The 20,341-nt window shown below is 39.9% G+C and carries 19 protein-coding genes and 1 pseudogene; all 20 read right to left on the bottom strand.

What is annotated here, in order from left to right; translation table 11 throughout:
• Positions 1-3: 3 nt before the first annotated feature.
• Positions 4-384 (bottom strand): preprotein translocase subunit SecE, encoded by a 381-nt coding sequence (gene secE, locus AB2N10_RS15325; RefSeq protein ID WP_354623241.1) that lies wholly within the window; start codon positions 382-384, stop codon positions 4-6.
• A 552-nt stretch (positions 385-936) separates the two neighbouring features.
• Positions 937-2,103, bottom strand: coding sequence for a nucleotide sugar dehydrogenase (locus AB2N10_RS15320; RefSeq protein ID WP_354623240.1), 1,167 nt, complete (start codon positions 2,101-2,103; stop codon positions 937-939).
• Between the two features lie 527 nt (positions 2,104-2,630).
• Positions 2,631-2,813, bottom strand: a complete 183-nt coding sequence (locus tag AB2N10_RS15315) for a hypothetical protein (protein WP_369434056.1) — start codon at positions 2,811-2,813, stop codon at positions 2,631-2,633.
• Complete coding sequence (locus tag AB2N10_RS15310) at positions 2,795-4,276, bottom strand: capsule assembly Wzi family protein (RefSeq protein ID WP_354623239.1); 1,482 nt, start codon at positions 4,274-4,276, stop codon at positions 2,795-2,797. The genes AB2N10_RS15315 and AB2N10_RS15310 overlap by 19 nt, the downstream gene beginning before the upstream one ends.
• A gap of 189 nt (positions 4,277-4,465) precedes the next feature.
• The gene (locus AB2N10_RS15305; RefSeq protein ID WP_354623238.1) at positions 4,466-6,403 is read right to left on the bottom strand and encodes a nucleoside-diphosphate sugar epimerase/dehydratase; all 1,938 of its coding nucleotides are present in this window, start codon (positions 6,401-6,403) and stop codon (positions 4,466-4,468) included.
• 197 nt (positions 6,404-6,600) lie between these two features.
• A complete protein-coding gene (locus AB2N10_RS15300; RefSeq protein ID WP_354623237.1) occupies positions 6,601-7,149 on the bottom strand; it encodes a sugar transferase in 549 nt (182 codons plus the stop codon).
• A gap of 10 nt (positions 7,150-7,159) precedes the next feature.
• A complete protein-coding gene (locus tag AB2N10_RS15295; RefSeq protein WP_369434055.1) occupies positions 7,160-8,116 on the bottom strand; it encodes a UDP-glucose 4-epimerase family protein in 957 nt (318 codons plus the stop codon).
• The gene (locus AB2N10_RS15290) at positions 8,113-9,315 is read right to left on the bottom strand and encodes a glycosyltransferase family 4 protein (protein WP_369434054.1); all 1,203 of its coding nucleotides are present in this window, start codon (positions 9,313-9,315) and stop codon (positions 8,113-8,115) included. Before AB2N10_RS15290 ends, AB2N10_RS15295 begins: the two co-directional genes overlap by 4 nt.
• A gap of 3 nt (positions 9,316-9,318) precedes the next feature.
• Positions 9,319-10,448, bottom strand: a pseudogene (gene wecB, locus AB2N10_RS15285) (non-hydrolyzing UDP-N-acetylglucosamine 2-epimerase).
• 14 nt (positions 10,449-10,462) lie between these two features.
• The gene (locus AB2N10_RS15280; RefSeq protein ID WP_369434053.1) at positions 10,463-11,329 is read right to left on the bottom strand and encodes an NAD-dependent epimerase/dehydratase family protein; all 867 of its coding nucleotides are present in this window, start codon (positions 11,327-11,329) and stop codon (positions 10,463-10,465) included.
• A gap of 20 nt (positions 11,330-11,349) precedes the next feature.
• Complete coding sequence (locus AB2N10_RS15275; RefSeq protein WP_369434052.1) at positions 11,350-11,565, bottom strand: NAD-dependent epimerase/dehydratase family protein; 216 nt, start codon at positions 11,563-11,565, stop codon at positions 11,350-11,352.
• 1 nt (position 11,566) lies between these two features.
• On the bottom strand, positions 11,567-12,601 hold the full coding sequence (locus tag AB2N10_RS15270; protein WP_354623231.1) for a polysaccharide biosynthesis protein: 1,035 nt from the start codon (positions 12,599-12,601) through the stop codon (positions 11,567-11,569).
• The gene (locus AB2N10_RS15265) at positions 12,601-13,212 is read right to left on the bottom strand and encodes a hypothetical protein (protein ID WP_369434051.1); all 612 of its coding nucleotides are present in this window, start codon (positions 13,210-13,212) and stop codon (positions 12,601-12,603) included. The genes AB2N10_RS15270 and AB2N10_RS15265 overlap by 1 nt, the downstream gene beginning before the upstream one ends.
• On the bottom strand, positions 13,190-14,014 hold the full coding sequence (locus AB2N10_RS15260) for a hypothetical protein (RefSeq protein ID WP_369434050.1): 825 nt from the start codon (positions 14,012-14,014) through the stop codon (positions 13,190-13,192). The genes AB2N10_RS15265 and AB2N10_RS15260 overlap by 23 nt, the downstream gene beginning before the upstream one ends.
• A 1-nt stretch (position 14,015) precedes the next feature.
• Positions 14,016-14,912: a hypothetical protein gene (locus AB2N10_RS15255; RefSeq protein ID WP_354623228.1), complete on the bottom strand. Its 897-nt coding sequence runs from the start codon at positions 14,910-14,912 to the stop codon at positions 14,016-14,018.
• Between the two features lie 5 nt (positions 14,913-14,917).
• The gene (locus AB2N10_RS15250; RefSeq protein ID WP_354623227.1) at positions 14,918-15,850 is read right to left on the bottom strand and encodes an EpsG family protein; all 933 of its coding nucleotides are present in this window, start codon (positions 15,848-15,850) and stop codon (positions 14,918-14,920) included.
• 85 nt (positions 15,851-15,935) lie between these two features.
• The gene (gene kdsB / locus AB2N10_RS15245) at positions 15,936-16,673 is read right to left on the bottom strand and encodes a 3-deoxy-manno-octulosonate cytidylyltransferase (protein WP_354623226.1); all 738 of its coding nucleotides are present in this window, start codon (positions 16,671-16,673) and stop codon (positions 15,936-15,938) included.
• Positions 16,673-17,326 carry an HAD hydrolase-like protein gene (locus AB2N10_RS15240; protein WP_354623224.1) on the bottom strand — a complete coding sequence of 218 codons (654 nt, stop codon included), beginning with the start codon at positions 17,324-17,326 and terminating at the stop codon, positions 16,673-16,675. Before AB2N10_RS15240 ends, kdsB begins: the two co-directional genes overlap by 1 nt.
• Positions 17,313-18,926 (bottom strand): aldolase catalytic domain-containing protein, encoded by a 1,614-nt coding sequence (locus AB2N10_RS15235; RefSeq protein WP_354623223.1) that lies wholly within the window; start codon positions 18,924-18,926, stop codon positions 17,313-17,315. Before AB2N10_RS15235 ends, AB2N10_RS15240 begins: the two co-directional genes overlap by 14 nt.
• A gap of 14 nt (positions 18,927-18,940) precedes the next feature.
• Positions 18,941-20,341 (bottom strand): oligosaccharide flippase family protein, encoded by a 1,401-nt coding sequence (locus tag AB2N10_RS15230; protein WP_354623222.1) that lies wholly within the window; start codon positions 20,339-20,341, stop codon positions 18,941-18,943.

The raw sequence follows: 20,341 nt of genomic DNA, 5'->3' as shown, positions 1-20,341 counted from the left end.
CCCTTAAATAGATGTTGTTATAAATGAAACTAGGCGAACAAAAACACCATCAAGCCCCCATAAAACCAAACCAACAATGGTTGATACAGCAAGAATGATCAATGTTGTTTGTATTGTCTCTTGGCGTGTCGGCCAAACGACCTTGCGAACCTCTAAACGAGACTCTTTAGCAAAACCAACAAAAATTTTACCTTTTTCGGTCATCGCAGCAGATAGTAACGCAAGCCCAGCTAGTAGAAGTAACACAGTAACACGTGCTACAACGTGTAAACTTTCACCATATAAAAAATTACCAACAATGATTGCTGCTAATAATAAAATTGTGACACCCCATTTAAGCCCATCCATTGAGCTTTTAGTGTTTTCAGTATTTGTTGTGCTCATAACTCATTGTATCCACTGTTAATAATTAATTAATACCCGCCAAAAAAGGGCAATGACCGGTAAACAATCTCATCACTATCGAGAGAAAGTAAAGGGTGTATAGATGTAAAAATAACCTTTTATCACCGACACCAGAAAATAAAGCACGTTAGTATAAGGATTTTTCTTACTTTTGTAACGCTATAATAATGACTTTTTAATAAAAATGATGAAAATAGTCCGACACATACCTTTTAGCCCACAAGGGGCGTGGGCTTCAGCCCACCAAAAAACACCTACACAAGCAGGCTAAAGCCTGCGCCCCAAGTGATTGCAACACTCTGGCTAAAGCCAGCACCCAAAAACAACCACTACGAGCAAGGGCGAATTAAACGACAGTTTAGTCTCATGAGCGGATAAGCTCTGCGCATCCTGTTTTCAAGCCCACAAGGGGCGTGGGCTTTAGCCCACAAAACACCTACACAAGCAGGCTAAAGCCTGCGCCCCAAGTGATTGCAACACTCTGGCTAAAGCCCTGCCACAAAATTACAATCACCCTTTCAGGTTTGCTCGTTAATCACTACCAAACAAATCGCGTGTATAAACTTTATCAGCCACATCGGCCAACTCTGCGCTCATGCGGTTCGATACAATAACATCTGAATCGGCTTTGAAATCAGCTAAACTGCGATACACCTTAGAATGGAAAAACTCCGACTCTTCAAACACAGGTTCATAGATAATAACCTCTACCCCCTTCGCCTTCAGACGTTTCATGATCCCCTGAATGCTCGATGCACGGAAATTGTCTGATCCTGACTTCATGATCAAACGATAAATTCCCACACGGCGAGGTTGGCGTTTCAAAATAGAATCGGCAATAAAATCTTTACGTGTCGTGTTTGCATCAACAATGGCACCGATAAGGTTATTCGGAACATCCGCATAGTTCGCACGTAACTGTTTGGTATCTTTAGGTAAACAATAACCACCATAACCAAAAGAAGGGTTATTATAATGGTTACCAATGCGCGGATCTAAACCCACCCCTTCAATTATCTGACGAGAATCGAGGCCATGGGACTCAGCATAAGTATCTAACTCATTAAAATAAGCAACACGCAGTGCAAGGTAGGTATTAGAGAATAACTTAACCGCTTCCGCTTCCGTTGAATTAGTAAAAAGCACCGCAATATCTTCTTTGACCGCACCTTCAACTAGCAAATTAGCGAAAACTTTCGCACGCGCACTCTGCTCGCCAACAATGATACGAGAAGGATATAAGTTATCATGAAGAGCAAGTCCTTCACGCAAAAATTCAGGTGAAAATATAATATTTTCACAGTTAAACTTATCTTTAACAGACTGCGTATACCCAACTGGCACAGTGGACTTGATCACCATTACCGCCTTAGGGTTAATTCTCATCACATCACAAATAACCGCTTCAACGGAACGTGTATTGAAATAATTCGTTTCCACATCATAATCGGTTGGTGTTGCGATAATCACAAAGTCCGCGTTTTCATAGGCCTGCTCTTTAAATAACGTAGCAGTAAAATTTAATTCTTTATTTGCTAAGAAATCTTCAATTTCAGCATCGACTATCGGTGACTGCTTATTATTCAGCAATTCAATTTTCTCAGCCACAATATCAACGGCAACCACTTCATGATGTTGCGCCAATAACATCGCATTTGATAAACCAACATAACCCGTTCCAGCAATAGCTATTTTCATATTTTTTTCCACTATGATTAAATTTTAAACATAAACAATGACTATGTAAGCACCGCTACATATAAATGCGTAAACCTTACTCCAAAAATGCAAACAAACCAAGTACTGAGGAGAAACTGCGGTGATATCAACAAAGAGCACTATGAAGCTTTACCCCCATTGCTCGAAAGTAGGCGCAAAAAACGAAACACAACCTTATATAGATAATGTCATGTCGGGGGTGAGGGGCGAATTAAACGACAGTTTAGTGTCACATCGGGGCGCAGGGCGAATTAAACGACAGTTTAGTGTCATGAGCGGATAAGCTCTGCGCATCCTGTTTTAAGCCCACCAAGAAAACACTAGCAGGCTAAAGCCTGCGCCCCAGTGATTGCAACACACCACCTAAAGCCTGCGCCCCAAATAACAACGCCCATATCGGGCCGTGGGGCGAATTAAGCGACAGTTTAGTGCCATGAGCGGATAAGCTCTGCGCATCCTGTTTTCAAGCCCACAAGGGGCGTGGGCTTAAGCCCACCAAGAAAACACTAGCAGGCTAAAGCCTGCGCCCCAGTGATTGCAGCACTCTGCCTAAAGCCGGCCCCAGTAAAACCTGCGCTAAAAATTACAACGCCACTACGAAAAAAGGCAGGTAAGCAACCTGCTGAGCTGCCTTTTTTAGGCTTATCACTGTAGTGGTCACTAACCAAAACTAAAAGACGTAAGACCATTTACCCCATATATCGAAGTTATTATCGTTGCTAATATCATCTTCATAGGTCGAATGGGTGTAACTTGCGCCAGCCTCCATTTGTCCTTTAAACAGCGGCCAAATATAAGAAAAATCAACTTGGGTCGCTTTCTCAGCAATCGGGGCGACTGGATTCCCCCCTGGGCTCGGTGCATTTGTGTTATCTACATTCAAATCTAAATAGCGGAAGTTAGATTTCCAGCGATGCCCGATTGGCGTGTGCCCTATAAAGCCGATGGTGTAAGTTTTAGCATCATTATCGTAGGTTGAACCAATAGAATTGCCGTTATAACGATAACCACCACGATAGGTACTATGCTCGTAGGTACAGTTACCATGAAAACCACTACATTTAGCATTGGTTTCCGTATATTCAATAAAAGTACGTATCATGTGGTTATAGAGACGATAACTAATATCCGCTCCAAATAAATCACTTTTCGCCTGAAATGGCGGAAAGGTATCTAAGCGCATACTATCTTCCCCCATACTCTCCCAATAGATACCATAGGGAATGCCATTGTAAGTTGCCCCCCAACGCATATCCACGGCTGCGAGTTGGTTAGCAGGATTCTCAGTTTCATAGTCATTGGTATCACCAGTAAACATATCCCACCAAGTGCCAACGCCACAACCTTTACCCTGACCACAGATTTGCGCGGTACGGGAAATGCCAAACTCAAAGTTAGGGTGTGGCTTAAAGGAGGTTCTAAATGACCAAAGCAGGGTATTTTCAACGGCACGATAATCATCATCGTTCATCCACGACACGCCAGTGGTAAGTGTCCATGGCCCTAGCCATTGTAAAACGGGTACAGTGAATGCTTCGGGATTATTACGGGTCAAGCTGATTTGTTGCATCGGGCGAGCGTTGGTGCTTTTTATCAGCGTGGTATCCCAGCCTTGGCCGTACCATTCTCCATAACTACCAGCACTAACAATCCAATTACCGATCCCCATGCTTAAATAACTGCCGTCAATACGAACATCTTCATCGTCTTGCGCATCGTAGGCATAACTTGCCTGTATATTATAAGCAAAGCGCCCTGCTCCCCCCATGTGCGACATGGTGGTTTCACCCTTTTCACGAACGGGTGAACCATAGTGTTGAAAACGCGCCGAATCATTAGCCCCCGCCATCGACACTTTTGTTGTCGATTTATTTTTTTTATACTGATTAAAACGGTGGCGCACACGGTGATAAGCATCCTGCGCATCTGGCGAGAGCGTCGCAACATTGGCGCGATTAATCCCCTCCATTACACCACTCCACATTAACGGGTAAGTGGTTGTTGGCACGGTCACTACACCGACATCGGCGAGTAACTGAATATCAGCGCGAATAAAAATATCGTCGGCATCAATCCAGTGATAAGAGGCACTCGCATTCGCTGCAAAAAGAGAAAGGGAGAACAGCGCACCACTAAGGCATTGTTTATTCATGTTTAATCCGCTTAATAAGAGCAATATATAAAAGTAATATTGTACTATAGGAGTGAATGATTGCCATTACACCTAGCAAATATCACCGTAGTTACTAAAAACAAATAGATCCACTAAGCAACTCAAATAACAACAGCATGATTAAAAAACACTCTTGTCATTTACGCTAAAGGTAAATGGGAATAAAAGTTACTTAACAGCTAAGTTAACAACATTTTTTTTCGCTTCAAAAATTTTTTTATGTTGCTGGTAAAGTAAATCACAAATCCCATCGGTTGGATTGAATCCGGTTGGCGTATTCAGCAAAATATGTCGAATGGCTTCATGGTCAAATGTATGGCAAGCATTATCCAACCGTTCAATTATTTTTGAATATTCTGACCAAGGCAAATAGGTTTCATTAGCAGTCATAATGCGTTCGTGCTCTGTCCCAGTGACATCATCACCAATCAACAACTCTTCATAGAGTTTCTCCCCAGGACGTAACCCACTATATTCAATGGCAATATCCCCTTCAGGGTTGGTATCACTCTTGACTTCAAAACCACTTAAATGAATCATTTTAGCTGCTAAATCAACAATTTTTACCGATTTGCCCATATCAAGCACAAAAACATCACCTCCGCGTCCCATCGCACCAGCTTGGATAACTAACTGCGAAGCTTCAGGGATAGTCATAAAGAAACGGGTGATTTCAGGATGTGTCACCGTAACCGGGCCACCACTAGCAATTTGCGCTCTAAACACCGGAACCACAGAACCTGAAGAGCCAAGCACATTACCAAAACGAACCATACAGAAACGCGTTTTATTTTTTTCATTCGCAAATGCTTGCAAAGCCAACTCAGCCATCCGTTTAGTCGCCCCCATTACATTGGTCGGACGAACAGCCTTGTCGGTAGAAATTAGTACAAAAGTTTCAACATTACTTTCAATGGCAGCGCGAGCGGTATATAGCGTACCAAATACATTATTTCGAATCCCCTCTATCACATTATGCTCAACAAGTGGAACATGTTTGTAGGCCGCAGCATGATAAACGGTTTGCACACCAAAAGCCTGCATCACCCCTCTAACACGATTCTCTCGCTGTACCGACCCCATCATGGGTAAAATTCTAACGTCTAAACCAAGCTGTGAAGCCGTCGCAACTAATTCGCGCTCAATGGCATAAAGCGCAAATTCTGACAATTCAAAAAGCACCAGTTTTTTAGGCGACTGTTTTAATATTTGACGGCACAATTCGGAACCGATCGAACCACCCGCTCCTGTCACCATAACCACTTTATCGCGAATATTAGCAGCTAACAGGTCTCCTCGTGGAGCTACGGGATCTCGCCCCAATAAATCATCAATTTCAACTTCTTTAATATCGCTATAAAGCTTATTGCCACAGACCAAATCCGCCATCGAAGGTAAGGTAAGCACCTGTACAGCCAATGGCTCTAGCTTAGTAAGAATTTCTTGGCGGCGCGCTCTAGATGCGCTTGGTATAGCTAACAGTACTTTTGTCGCTGCCTTTTGCTCAATCAGTTTACGAATAATGGAAGGCGAATGGACATGCACCCCTTCAATAACGCGCCCATGTAAGCTTACATCATCATCAACAAAGGCAAAGGGGTAGTATTCATGACTTAAGACAAGCGAAGAGAGCAACTGCCGTCCACTGACACCTGCACCGTAAATAATAACAGGCTCACCAACACGCTTTATGCCCGACTCAACCAACGAACGAATAGTTGCACGAGTTCCACCGATAAAAACCAGCGAAAACGCAGCAAAAATAACGGGTACCGTACGTGGTAGGTGCGCATCAAGATAATAGGCAAGAAAAATCAAAGTGAGAGTAGAAAGAAAAACCCCCATAGCAATTGCACTAAGCGCTTGCAACCCCATATAACGTAATACAGCACGGTATAAGCCCAACTTGGCAAATGCAATTAAACTGATAGGAATTAAAATAAGAAGTAATAACCAGTATTGACCATTTAACAGCACAGAAAAATCATCCGTTCGAACGAACAGTGCCAACCAATATGCCACACACAAAAACAATGTATCAATCAACAGACTAACAACTCGTTTTTGAGCGCGTTTCAACCTAAATAGATCTTGAAATAAAGACATATCTCGCTCCAAATAAAACGTCATGAATATGATAAATTAAAACAGGGGATGAATATCAATGATTTATAAACAACATCACTTATAAGTCACAATCACCAAGTGATATTATAGCCATGTTACCTCAAAATGCTTTGTTAGACTCTATTTTCATTGCAGATTTTACATCTTGAAGTAGTATAGCAATATTATAGGTAAAGCTATTTAACCGCATCACCTGATCCGCTACCAGTAACGGTCATCATTATATATTTAAAATAATGCTTAAGGGTAAGTGTATCTATCATCTGCTTATCTGTTTCAGCGAGAAGCTTTGGCGTAGACATATCGATATTTTGCACTTGCGCAAGCCCAGTAATTCCAGGTAACACACGATAAACACCGCGACTATCGCGCTCAACAATTAACTCTTCTTGATTGAATAAATTTGGACGAGGCCCGACTAAACTCATCTCACCTTTAACCACATTAATCAATTGCGGCAATTCATCAATCTTCGTTTTACGCAAAAAATTACCTAACTTAGTAATAGATGCGTTATTCGCTAGATGACTAGCAACAGATTTCGTCTCAACACTCATGGTACGAAACTTAATGAGCTTAAAAGGTTTTTGATTTCGCCCAACACGAGTTTGCACAAAAATCGGAGAACCAGTATCGAACAAGCCAATAATAGTGACAATAAGCAATATTGGCCAAAGGAATAATAAACCGAAGAAAGCGGCTAGGAAATCTATAATACGGATCATACAATATACTCTATTTATTTTTACTTTGTAGAAAGGCTTCGGCAGTTTCTTTAAAGCCATCCTCTAATGATTGCGGAGGAGCCCAATTTAATGTTTCTTTAGTGTGGGTAATATCAACCTGTAGTGATCCGACTAGACGATCCACGACATCTTGTTTGCCAAAAAATTTACCAGCTAAATGATAGCACCATAAAGGAATAGGTAACATGCGACTTGGTTTCCCTAATGCTTTCCCCATATGACGTATCATATCAGCAGTAGATATATCATGATCATCTGAGACTAAAAATACTTGATTAGCTGCTTTAGGGTGATCAATACAAGTAACAATCAAATCAACTAAATTGTTGACTGACACCAAACTGCGCTTATTTTTGTTAATACAAGCAAACGGAAGAGGTAGCCCTTTAGAAACTAAATTTAGTAAAGAAGCAAAGTTAGCCTTAACACCAGGCCCATAAACTAATGGAGGGCGAATAATGACCACTTCCATACCAGTTTGCTCAGCTATTTTAAGCAATCCTAATTCGGCTTCATACTTACTTAAGCCATAAGGGTCAGTCGGGACAAAAGGATCATCTGGTTTAAATGGTAAGCCCAGCGCTGTTGACTCACCATTTACTTTAATAGAACTAATAAAAATAAATCGTTTAACTCCCGATTTTGCAGCATATTTTGCTAAACGTAATGTACCATCAGTATTTGATAAAGTGAAAGCACGTAATGGATTATCTGCAGTATCATCCATTATATGAACTCTAGCTGCTGAATGAATTACAACATCTATATCAGCAATATTTAAATAAGATAAATCTTGCGCCTCTAATTCGTAGTTTAAAAAACAACCATCATAACTTTTCGGTTTAGTCCTTCCTACCATTACTATTGAAAATTGACTTTCTATAGCACGTAATAAGTGAGAACCGAGAAATCCAGTTCCTCCCGTCATCAGAACTTTCATTGTCATTTTTTTCCTATAGTTTCAATTAACTGAGCTGCAGCCGCTTCAACTGAAAAGCTTTCTTTTAATACTCTATTTGCCTGTAACCCAGCAGCTATTCGATAACTTTTATTTTTAAATAATAAAACTGCCGCATTAAATAAATTTTCATCTTCACCATTAACGAAAGCATTACCAGCTCCTTCATCATTAATAAATTTAATTAGATCATTCCCTTCATTCACACTTCCTAAAATAGGTAAAGATTGCACCATATAACCTAATAATTTACCCGGGAAATTATGTGCTTTATGCGTTTTTGCTAAAGAAAATAATCCAACATCAACTTGGAGTAATAATTGTTTATATTGATCTTGGTTAACAGACGGTAGGAAAGTAATATTATCAAGATTATCCCTTAACTTAGTTTTCAAAACTAAATCTACTTCGTCACCTTGCCCTACTAACAAAAAATGAGCATTTTTATGTACCTTCATTTTTTTAACTAAACGTAAAATATTGCCCATATCTTGAGCATGACCAATATTACCTCCATAAAAAAAGATAACTTTATTTTCTAAGCTAAACTCTTTCCGAATATTCCTATCCAATGAAGAATTATAAGGGGTAATATCTGCCCAATTTCTTAAAACTTGCAAATTACTTATATGTGGATAAAATTTCGAAAAGTAGTCTATATTTGCTTGCGACATAAGCCCTATTGAGTTAGCAGACTTGTAGTTTAATTTTTCGAAAAAACGAAAATAATATGCTAAAGGAGATTTAGGGGAAATAATTCCTTCATCAATTACCCATTGAGGAAATATATCTCTTAAAATAAGGTAAATGTAAGCGTTCTGTTTTTTTTTAAACCAGTGCATTAACGCACCAAAAAATATAGAGGGGGAGTAATTAATGCACGCATCAAATGTACCAAGCTTATCAAAATTTTTCAACGCTCTATATGAATTATAAGATAATAAAGACTCACTAATGAGCCTTTTTATTTTACCTTGCCCTCGCATCGGTGGGTTTCTAAAACGCCAAACTTCAATATCATCAATAAAATCAATTTTCAAATGTTCAGCTTGCTTTCCATGACTAGGGGTAATAATTATTGCTTCATGACCTAGTCTTTTTAATTCAATGGCTAGTTCATGGAACATTTTAGCATGAACAAGCGTACTATCGGGCAAATAATCGTCTGGAAACATAGCTATACGCACTGGTTAGTATTCCTTCCAAACAACACGTTTAACATAGTCAGTATACGAATGAAGTATCCGGACAACCTTATCAGATACATTAGGCATGCTGTAATCGTAAACTGGTCGAAGCAGTCGCTCATCACCTGATGGCTGTGACTCCAAAATCTGTAAACCTTGCATCACCCGCTCAACGCCTAAGCCAACCATCATAACGGATGCTTCTTCCATACCTTCTGGTCGCTCGTGGGCTTCACGCAAATTAAGCGCAGGGAAATTCATAATTGAAGATTCTTCATTAATCGTGCCGCTGTCTGAAAGGGCTGCCTTTGCACTCTTTTGCAGGTGATTATAATCATGGAATCCCAGCGGTTTCAGTAATTGAACATTCGGATGGAACTGCAAACCTTGCGCTTCAATTCGATTACGCGTTCAGGGTGTGTTGAGACAATAACAGGCAGACCATAATGCTCAGCGACCGTATTCAAGGTCTCAGCTAACTTTGCTAGTTGCTTAGGTGAGTCGACATTCTCTTCACGATGGGCACTCACAACAAAAAACTGACCTTTTTCGAGACCCAATCGGGTTAATACATCAGAGGCATCAATCTGCGGCATATAGTGATTCAGCACTTCAAACATCGGGCTGCCTGTTTTTATAACACGATCAGCAGGCAAACCTTCGGCAAGCAAGTAATCGCGAGCAATGCTGCTATAGGTAAGGTTTATATCTGAAGTATGATCCACTATACGGCGATTTGTCTCTTCTGGAACACGTTGGTCAAAACAACGGTTACCTGCTTCCATATGAAAGATAGGTACTTTACGACGTTTAGCCGGTAAAGCTGAAATGCACGAGTTGGTATCGCCTAGCACTAACATGGCATCAGGCTCTACTTCTTCGAGCACCTGGTCAACTTTAATGATGACTTGCCCAATCGTTTCCGCTGCATTTTTACCTGCCGCACTAAGAAAGTAGTCAGGCTTACGCACACCCAAGTCATTAAAGAAAACTTCATTAAGCTCGAAGTCATAATTTTGGCCAGTGTGGACTAAAATATGTTCACAGTGCTCATCTAGCTTAGCTAAAACGCGTGACAGGCGAATAATTTCAGGTCGAGTACCGACCACAGACATAACTTTTAATTTTTTCATTTCAATAGTCGCTCTTAAAGTGGCTTGGCAATCGTATCGGGGGCTTCTCGGTCAAAAATCTCATTTGCCCACAGCATTACAACTAATTCATCGCAGCCCACATTCGTGACATCGTGAGACCAACCAGGCACCGTCTCAACAATTTCGGGACGAATAGCATCAACGACTAATTCATAACGCTCGCCAGTAATGATTTGTTCAAATTTAAACAGAGCCTTACCTTTGATAACCAAAAACTTCTCATTCTTAGAATGGTGATAATGGCCACCACGAGTGATGCCAGGATGAGCAGTAAAAAAAGAAAATTGCCCCGATTCCTTTGTTTTAAGCATTTCACAGAAAACACCACGTTCATCACCATAGCTTGGTACGGTATAACTGAACTGTGAAGGCGAAAAATAACTTAGGTAAGTAGAATAAAGTGTACGGGTTAACCCAGTACCGACATTTTCAGTCACTAAGTTTTCTCTGCTAGCTTTGAATGCGCGTAACTGCTTCGCAACATCGCCAACAGTAGTCGGGTATTCAGGCTTAACAAAATTTAAACCTGTCTCTTTCTTACTCGATAGTAAAGAAACTAACTCTGCACAAACATCATCTATGTAAACCAAGGTAACAGGGGCTTCAGGGTTATCTATCGTTATTTCAATATCGTTTACGATGTTGTGACAAAAGGTAGCAACAAAAGAGTTATAGTTTGGTCGGCACCATTTACCAAATACATTTGGAAAGCGGTAAATATAATAATCAGCCGCAGTTTCAGAGCTATATTCAACTAAAGCTTGTTCAGCTTGAGCCTTACTCGTGCCATAGGGATTGTCGTGTTCTGCTTGAATCGAAGAGCTCACCATTATCGGTGTACGCTTGCCTGCTTTACGCAATTCATCAACAATAAACGTTGTTAGATGCGCATTACCTTCTTGAAACTCAGAGTCATCTTTTGGCCGTTAATACCAGCAAGATGATACACAAAGTCAGCAGACTGCAAATAGCCAGCGAGCTCATCACGAGAAGTTTCAATGTCAACTTTAATTAAATCGGTATAGCCTTGTTCAGCGAGCATGGTGCAGAGGTTTTTACCGATAAAACCATTTGCCCCCGTAACGACAATATTCATGCTATACGCCCTCTGGTACATTTAAGTTGCCAGCTTTAATCTCGCGCATAAAATCTAACTTAAGCAGTAATGCTTCCATTCCAGCGACATCTAAACGCTCGGTATTATGCGAGTTATAATCTTCAACGACAGAAAGGTCTTTCTCGCCTTCTTCCATATACTGCGCATAGTTCAAATCACGATTGTCAGCAGGAATGCGATAATAGCCGCCTTGATCTTCAGCGACAAACATTTCTTCACGACTACAAAGTGCTTCATACAACTTCTCACCATGGCGTGTACCAATCACATTCACTTCATGATTAGGCTTATCCATAATGTTAAAGATAGCTTTGGTCAGCACATCGATGGTCGCACCTGGCGCTTTTTGGACAAAAATATCACCGTTATCGCCGTATTCAAATGCATGTAGAACCAAGTCTACAGCATCGTCTAAAGTCATCATAAAACGGGTCATGTTGGGATCAGTTACCGTTAACGATTTACCTTCAATAATTTGACGACAGAAAAGAGGGATAACACTGCCGCGTGAAGCCATCACATTACCGTAGCGAGTGGTACAGATCGTCATGCCTTTGGGCACATTACGAGATTTTGCAACAATCACTTTTTCCATCATTGCCTTAGAGATCCCCATCGCATTAATGGGGTAAACAGCTTTGTCTGTACTTAAACAAACAACTCTTTCAACACCGTGTTGAATAGCGGCCTCAAGTACGTTTTCTGTGCCCAACACGTTGGTTTTAACCGCTTCTAACGGATAAAACTCACAAGATGGAACCTGCTTTAATGCTGCAGCATGATAAATATAATCAACACCACGAATAGCATTAGACACGCTTTGATAATCACGGACATCACCGATATAAAACTTCAATTTATCCGATTTATATTTCTTGCGCATATCATCTTGTTTTTTCTCATCACGGGAAAAAATACGTATTTCTTTAACATCTGTTTCTAAAAAGCGATTCAAAACCGCATTACCAAAAGATCCTGTTCCACCGGTAATAAGTAGTACTTTCTCTGAAAACATTATTTCCTCGCATTATTCTTTATGAAATCTAATAATTCAAAATAATTATTGCACTTTACAATTGACGCATCATTTAATGATGGAAAAACCGAAGTGACATAATATGTATCTTTTGAATCTCTAATATAAGCAATGGGTAAAGATTGATTAAATAATGCCTCAATAAGCACTGTCGATTTTCGAGCTATACAGATAACACTCGTAATTGCTCTAGAATAGTCTTCCTCGATATCAATATCTGGAAAACAGGCATAATTAGTTTCATCATCTTTAGGGTGTAACTTTAGTGAAAATGATAACCCTGCATTTTTCAGGTCTTCGATAATTTTACGGTTAACATCTACATCACGCGACTCGGTAAAAAAAACTATTCGTTTAGGCTCATTAAGATTAACTAATCCACCCAACGAATAGAGTTTTTCCTGCAGTTCATTACTGAAAACAGACTTTACATGAGGATAAATTTCCGAGAATTTATTTAATGCATTCAGTGATGTACAATAAAACTTATTACCCGCCACCCCGCCTGGAAACAAGAAGCTATACTCTAAACCATGAGGAACACACACCAACTCTATAGCTTGTCGGTTAGCAATTTTTTGTTCTACCATTGCAAAGCGATTCTTCTTTATTGCCAGTGTAAAGAGCACCTAGATTGGACTTATCAACAATTCCACCGAGGGCATACTGATACCAGCACTTAAGGACAATTCTAGCAGGGTAAGTATTTAGTATCGCTAACCGTAAGTCATCCCCAAATAACACGCCAAGCTCACGATTAATTGCTTTTCCATCTTTAATAGTGGCTAATATCAGAATAGGCAATGCTTTAAGTACAGCACCATATGATAGGTACGACAACATTGATGGCATAAGGTCCGTTTTATATACTATGTCCTCACTTATGATCGTCAGTCCAAGCTCCTCTTTTACGGCACGCAGTTTAGATAAGCTGGCCTTGGACCTTACAACACATAATTTTGCGTTAGGGGCTAGCACATCAGACTTGCATTTGAGCTTGCGCGCTACAACTAATAACCAAATTGCTAGTGCAGCCACCAACAGCTTTGTATAAAACATGCCCATACTAAATGGTTTATTTAATCTTGGTGACCGGACTAATAAATCATTCCACAACCGCTCATTTAAGCTCTTGCCCTTAGCAGCCTGTCGTTTTACATGTTTTTTAGCAACATTGTTCCACTCTTGTTGGCGAACAAAATATTGTAAAAATATCTCATTCGAATAATCACTGACACCTAAAGCATTCAGACTACTAGAGTAATTATTCCCGACAGTATTAACAAATTGCTGGTGTGCAAAGGAGGAATAATCTGCATTATGTGCACCACCATTACTATCAACTAGAATAAGATCACCTTCAGGTGAAACAGTATAATATAAATATTCCACCTTATGCGCTCAACTTTCTTAAGAATCGTTTAATATCACCAACAAATGGAAACAGTAATATTTTTAACGGTGAATAAACTTGACGAAAATACGCTTGCATGTAGTCGGCATCACGCTGCACTGGAATCAGTTCAGTTAGACTGTCGTAAGTGTCATGTGAGGCAATACCATCTTCTTTTTGCTTAGTGTCATGCGTGCCACTGCCGATGCCAACGTTTGATATGTAGTTTTTGGCGGGCACTAAATGCAATTGCCCCTGCGCACGAAACCACAGATCATAAGAATATGCCCAAGAATTAACCATTCCTGTCAGCATCAAATTGTGTATCCCTTTAACATGCTGTTTTTCGGCAAAGCTCAGCTCTGTATTTATATTGGCAGGAAGATGCTTTTGATAACCAAACTCAACATCTATTCCATTAATACGGTCGCCCCAACTCGCCCAACCCCAGCAAAAAAATTTTGATGAAAACTTAGGGGTCCCTTCACCTAATAGCTCACGCCGCCCACCAATAGTTGCCACACGTTTATCATTGCGGTAAACATCCAGCATTTCGGCAACATAAGAAAAAAAAGCGGGGGACGGAATGCAGTCATCTTCTAGCACGATACCTTCACCAACCTGAGCGAAAAACCATTGCACAGCTTGACTCACGGCAAGTTTACAACCGAGATTTTCATCACGGAAAAGGGTTTTTATCTCACAAGGCCAGTCAATAAGGTGTAACAACTCTTGCTTAACTTTTTCAACGTTCTCTAATTCACCTTCTTTCTCTGGTCTACCACCATCGCAAGCAATAAAAATTCGTTGCGCTTTATAAATTTTTAGTACGGCTATCTGTCGTGCTAAGGCATCAATTCGATTAAAAACCAGAATTAAAACTGGGAGTGTTTTCATAATAATTAACCCGCTATATGTCCCATTATAAATTTGTAATTACCCAAAAAACGTGAACCAAAAACAACCAGCACAATAAAAACAAAAAAGTAGTAATAGCCACTCCCATATAGAGATTTAACATTCCACATTAAGCGGTCAACAAGAAGAGAAATAAAAGGTGCCATGTAGAATGTAAAACGATATCCAATACCAATTTTATAAGTTATTAAAGCAGCTACAAAACAAAAAAAAGCAAAGTTAAATGATGACAAAAACTTGACATCATTTGTTTTTAGGTAAAGTGGAATAGCCGCCACCATAACAAAAATATAAACCATTGAAAAAACACTAGTAAAGCTATAAATCTCACCTTCAGACTGAGCTAAATAATAGTGCAACTTACCATAGTCTAAATACTTTGCTAAAAAGGACAGCCCGCCGATAAATTCAAAAACAACAAGAAACAATATAATGCAAAAAATAGAAAGAAAGCTAATTTTCTTTCTAACAAGACAAAAGGCTACTGCACCCGAGACATGAGAAAAAGAAGACACTAATTTTACTAGTAATGAATATTTACTACCTCTCATTGCAAGTTCAAAAGAAATTAATATAGCAATAAAAGCCAAGCCTTGCTTTAATGTATTAGTTGATAATTCAAAAAATCTTGGATCAAGAAAAATCAACATAAAGACAAATATAGAATTACGTGCATGACATACAGAAAATGCAACTGCGCTTAACGTTACTAGTAGTGCAAAAAGAAAGAGAAACAACTTGTAAGAAAGTAGAGCGTCGAGCGGTAGCCCTGACAACACTTTAGCACTTGCTTCGACAAAAAAATTGAAAAACACAGCTATTGATTCAGAAGCAAAAAGATAGCAATTCGGATTAGCAACAAATTCACATGAAAACTGTTTAAAATAGGCTAAAGTATCATTTCTATCGTTATACAATGATCTCTGAGAGTATATTAAAGATAAAGCTATACTAATCAAGATAAAGTAAAGTCGATATACTAAAGAATATCTTCTCACTCTGCTATTTAGATTCATTTCGCATCAATTGTAAAACGACATCTAAGTCTGTTGGCACATCCACGGCTATAGAACCAGACTCAACTTGCACCATATCTATCTGATAATCATTCTCTAAGAAACGCAGGATCTCAATATCTTCATGCTGTTCCAGCGGTGTTTTCTTTGCATTGCTGGCAAAGAAGTTCAACTGCTCACGAGAGAAGGCATAAATACATACCTGTTTCCAGCCCTCTTTGAACTCGCCTGCTTTATTCAACGGCACCCCTCCTCGACTCATGTAAAGCAGTTTTCCTGATTTAGATGTAACCACCTTAGGCACAGTCAAGCTAAAGAACTCTTCCTTGCTATGAATGCGGCACATCGCATTGGTAATATTACCCGTTTGCAAAAAGCGGTCTCGTACCATGCGAATATCATCAGGATTGATCAACGGTTCATCCCCCTGAACATTAATCACAAAATCCAAATCCAATGTATGATTCGCTTCAGCCAATCGATCGGTGCCTGTCAAGCAGTTATCACTGGTCATGACAACTTGAGCGCCAAAACTCATTGCTGCATCTGAGATTCGATGGTCGTCAGTGGCTACATAAACTTTAGCTAGTCCTACAGCACTAACACAACGCTCCCATACATGCTGTATCATTGGTTTACCACAGATATCGACCAATGGCTTCCCTGGAAAACGGCTAGATTTGAAACGAGCCGGAATGATAACTGCGTAGTTATCTTTATTCATTAGAGTACCTCTTTAAAGCTGTGTATGACTGGAAACCCGTACATTGAGGCGTGGTTTAACATTTGCCCTTGCACATTGGAGTAGGGCGCATAAAATGCGAAATCAATACTATTTACTCTGGCCGCATCGAAATCTGACTTCGCATCACCAACCATCAGTATTTTTTTTTCTTTGTATTCAGAAATAATTTGTGCGACGTTTTCAGATTTGGCTGTTGGAGAGCCAAGAATATAACCAAAATGTCTTGCTAAGCCGCGTTCTTCGAAAACTTGGCGCAACTCTTCCTGCTCTGATCCGCTGGCAACATGCTTAGCTGCACTAACATTCTCTAATACTAAGTTAAAGTTCTCCGTCATTTCAGCAGTCATGTATAACTGTTTGCAAGCTTTAGAGTAATCGGAAAGCAAAGCATCATAGGCTGCCTCTCTGTCGTAAATGCCAGAGAGTATATGATCAACAAAGTATGCAATATGATGAAATCGGCTTTTGCCGAAATTGACTGCGAAATAGCCTACTGCAGCATCAACTTCAGATTGAGGGTAAGCTAAATTCTCTAGCGCCACTCGCATGGCGTCAATTTTGAGGTTATTCGAATCAAGAATAACCCCATCACAGTCAAAAACAATGACATCATATTGGCTAAATTTCACCATAAATAGAGCCTTGTGAAATTGGATACGTTGTTGGTGTTAATGCTGTATAATGAGCACTGTTAACCTTCGAAAAAATCTCAATCATCTCAGATTGTCGCGAATCACCACTGCTGTAACCATCGAAACCGATGAGTTTAACTTGCGTAGCTTGCATGCTTTCGCAAAGTGCGAACAAATAGCCAGCGGTGATGTCATAAGGTAGTATGCAGTTAGACTCTCCGGCGAGGAAGGTATCGGACTTAACTTCGACACCGTAATCAAATATTTGACCGTTAGCTTTGATTCCAGCCAATTCCTCAGTTGAGAAGCGATGAGCAGGCAGAATAATAGGCTTACCCAGAGAACTGTAATCTCCTGATTGCGATAACATCTTTGAATTACCAGATAAGCAATAGTAATCAATGTACTGTTCAAAATCAATAAGAGTGTTAATTGCAATGACGAGACTGTCTTCCGACAATGCAGACAAATATGTCTCGATATCCTTCTTGTAACGAAATAGAGACGGGCCGCTGGCCAAAATAACAACGTTTTTACCTTTGGCTGAACCAGCTAAAGCATTACTACCAGATATCTCTGAAGAAGCGGCCGAAAACATTAGTGATGCTGCATACGTCTCATCACTATATGACTCGCTGTTGTTTAAATAGCTAAGATACTTTACGACACCTACAATTTCATCAGGCCCGTAATGGGTGTCTGATAACAAATTCTGTACATAGGTTGGATGCACATTGTGTTGCGCACCAATAAAGTAAAGCAGATTGCTACCCCAACCATACTTTTTCTGCATTGGTTCGAAATCACGGATAGCTAGTTCATAAATAGACTTAGGCTGATAGCGTCCTGTTTCTTGACTAACAACCGCAAGCAAGTTCTCTGTCTGCGCATTACCTGCGCCACGCCCCATACCAGTAATTGTCACATCCAACCAAGTCACGCCGGCATGCTTCGCAGCTAAGCAATTATCCAGAGCTTTAGCCATGTTGTTATGAGTATGAATACCTAGTTCACCATGCCATTCAGTTCGCAGGGTTTTGACGATTCTACGTACTTCGTCTGCGTCCATGTTGCCCAACGAGTCAGCAAAATACAATACATCGAGAACATTCCAGCTCGCGGCAATTCGCGCTTTTTCTGCAATCACCTCAGTCGGTTTGCCACCAGCTTGCATCAGGTTGTAACCTACAATGTACCCCTTTTCTTTTAAACGCTTAACAATGGGCCCAGATGCTTCGACTTCGCCAAAATGAGCAGCCACGCGAACCAAGCTGACTTTACTATCAGCAGCATCAGCGAACAAACTATCAATTGCCAGCTCTACTGACATATCACTATTTAAAATCGTCTTCGCATCGACCATTACCCCGTAGGTTGGCCCATCAGGCAAGTCTATCGTATTAATATAACGATCTGTCGTATAGGCAAATGCCCCAAGAAAGCCACCTTTAGGGAAGTTACGTAAACCTAGCTCGACATATTCTATTCCAGATTCCGCGATAGCATTTAAGTAATTCGTTAGCACTTCACCGTTGAAGTCCCAGTCATTGTAATAACCTCCATCACGAAGGGTGCAATCTAAAATTTTAAAATCGATCATTAATCATCTCCACGTTATCGTCTAAGATAAGCAAGTGTTTTATAATTTAGCGATAAATAAACTACGCCAATGGCTAACCATAAAATTGAAAAACAAGCTACCTGCGCGGAACCATAAAACAAATTAACCGTAGTAAGGCATACCACTAAAAGCGTAATAAAGTACAATTTTATTCTTTGCAGCTTGCTGTAATATCTAGAACTAAATTCCGTTCTCAAAAATAGAAATAACCAAAATGAAACTGCCGTACTCAATGCCGCACCTTTTGCACCAAATTCTGGAATTAGAATAATGTTACCAAATAAGTTCACAATAAAAGATACCAGAGTAATCAGCATCGAAACTATTGTTCGTTTTTTTACATGCAACCCGACAACAGTCACTTCCGAAAGTGTATAAAACAAAGGGTAACACATACACGACAACATTACGTACTTTGCTTGACTATATTGCTCAGGAAGAATGTAATCCAAAACGAAAGACAAACTACCTGCTAAAGAAACACCAAGCACAATAATCAACAGCATTAAATCAGCCATCATATTAATATGTGTAGCTACTTCATCTTTAGCCATATTATCTTTATCAATCCAGCGATAAATCAGGGGAGCCCAAATTGTAGAAAATATACTTTGAAGTACGATAGCTGCACCAGCAAAACTTACAGCAACCGAGTACACTCCCAGCTCGGTTAAACTAGATAGCCTGCCGATCAATATTTTATCTGAAACTGTCAGCCCCCAAAACGCGACACTAGATATAATTAAGGGGGAACCAAAAGCAAACATACTTTTTGTCAAAAGGTAACTATAGGGACCTGACGAACAAAACAAAAAATCTCGATTATTAAAAAGTAATACAATAAACACTACAAGCAATGAGGCCATATATGATATAGCCAATGCCATAAAGTTGCCATTTACATAGTAAACCGAAATAAAAACCAACAACAAAAACAACAACTTAGGTGACATCTGGGAAATAGAATATGCTAACCCTCTTTCGCTTACTCTGAGAATAAGAGAGAGAAACCTTACAGAAAATGATAATCCACAGCAAACAACCAGCACCTGTAGCAGCTCAGGCGTCCCACTTTCCCCAAAGAGTAAGCTGTCCAGAGCATCAGAGAAATACAACGCTACCGTGACAATACTAGCATACAAGATTAAAGGTGGTACGTACGCACTCAGGAATAAAGACCGAGGTAATTTACTTGTGTAAAAAGAGCGAACAAATGCTTGATCAAAGCCAAGACAGAACACCAATGTTGCAAAACCAGTGAAGGTTTGCAATAGTGAAAACCTACCTACGTCTTCAATGGAAAAATACCACGTTATTAATGGCAGCGTAATAAGACTTATCGCTGCACTTCCTATTGGACCTAAAGCAAAATACAATACACTCTTTCTATCCAT

It is taken from the genome of Psychromonas sp. MME1, assembly GCF_041080865.1.
GTDB lineage: Bacteria > Pseudomonadota > Gammaproteobacteria > Enterobacterales > Psychromonadaceae > Psychromonas.
The sequence above is the reverse complement of the archived record's forward strand: the minus strand, read 5'-3'. Positions and strand labels throughout refer to the sequence as shown.

What these genes read in the sequence shown, in the direction of transcription:
- AB2N10_RS15310 (WP_354623239.1), bottom strand. Translation starts at nt 4,276, where the DNA reads ATGAATAAACAATGCCTTAGTGGTGCGCTGTTCTCCCTTTCTCTTTTT.
- AB2N10_RS15230 (WP_354623222.1), bottom strand. Translation starts at nt 20,341, where the DNA reads ATGGATAGAAAGAGTGTATTGTATTTTGCTTTAGGTCCAATAGGAAGT.
- AB2N10_RS15295 (WP_369434055.1), bottom strand. Translation starts at nt 8,116, where the DNA reads ATGACAATGAAAGTTCTGATGACGGGAGGAACTGGATTTCTCGGTTCT.
- AB2N10_RS15320 (WP_354623240.1), bottom strand. Translation starts at nt 2,103, where the DNA reads ATGAAAATAGCTATTGCTGGAACGGGTTATGTTGGTTTATCAAATGCG.
- AB2N10_RS15235 (WP_354623223.1), bottom strand. Translation starts at nt 18,926, where the DNA reads ATGATCGATTTTAAAATTTTAGATTGCACCCTTCGTGATGGAGGTTAT.
- secE (WP_354623241.1), bottom strand. Translation starts at nt 384, where the DNA reads ATGAGCACAACAAATACTGAAAACACTAAAAGCTCAATGGATGGGCTT.
- AB2N10_RS15265 (WP_369434051.1), bottom strand. Translation starts at nt 13,212, where the DNA reads ATGGTAGAACAAAAAATTGCTAACCGACAAGCTATAGAGTTGGTGTGT.
- AB2N10_RS15240 (WP_354623224.1), bottom strand. Translation starts at nt 17,326, where the DNA reads ATGGTGAAATTTAGCCAATATGATGTCATTGTTTTTGACTGTGATGGG.
- AB2N10_RS15315 (WP_369434056.1), bottom strand. Translation starts at nt 2,813, where the DNA reads ATGGTCTTACGTCTTTTAGTTTTGGTTAGTGACCACTACAGTGATAAG.
- AB2N10_RS15305 (WP_354623238.1), bottom strand. Translation starts at nt 6,403, where the DNA reads ATGTCTTTATTTCAAGATCTATTTAGGTTGAAACGCGCTCAAAAACGA.
- AB2N10_RS15300 (WP_354623237.1), bottom strand. Translation starts at nt 7,149, where the DNA reads ATGATCCGTATTATAGATTTCCTAGCCGCTTTCTTCGGTTTATTATTC.
- kdsB (WP_354623226.1), bottom strand. Translation starts at nt 16,673, where the DNA reads ATGAATAAAGATAACTACGCAGTTATCATTCCGGCTCGTTTCAAATCT.
- AB2N10_RS15270 (WP_354623231.1), bottom strand. Translation starts at nt 12,601, where the DNA reads ATGTTTTCAGAGAAAGTACTACTTATTACCGGTGGAACAGGATCTTTT.
- AB2N10_RS15275 (WP_369434052.1), bottom strand. Translation starts at nt 11,565, where the DNA reads ATGAATATTGTCGTTACGGGGGCAAATGGTTTTATCGGTAAAAACCTC.
- AB2N10_RS15255 (WP_354623228.1), bottom strand. Translation starts at nt 14,912, where the DNA reads ATGAAAACACTCCCAGTTTTAATTCTGGTTTTTAATCGAATTGATGCC.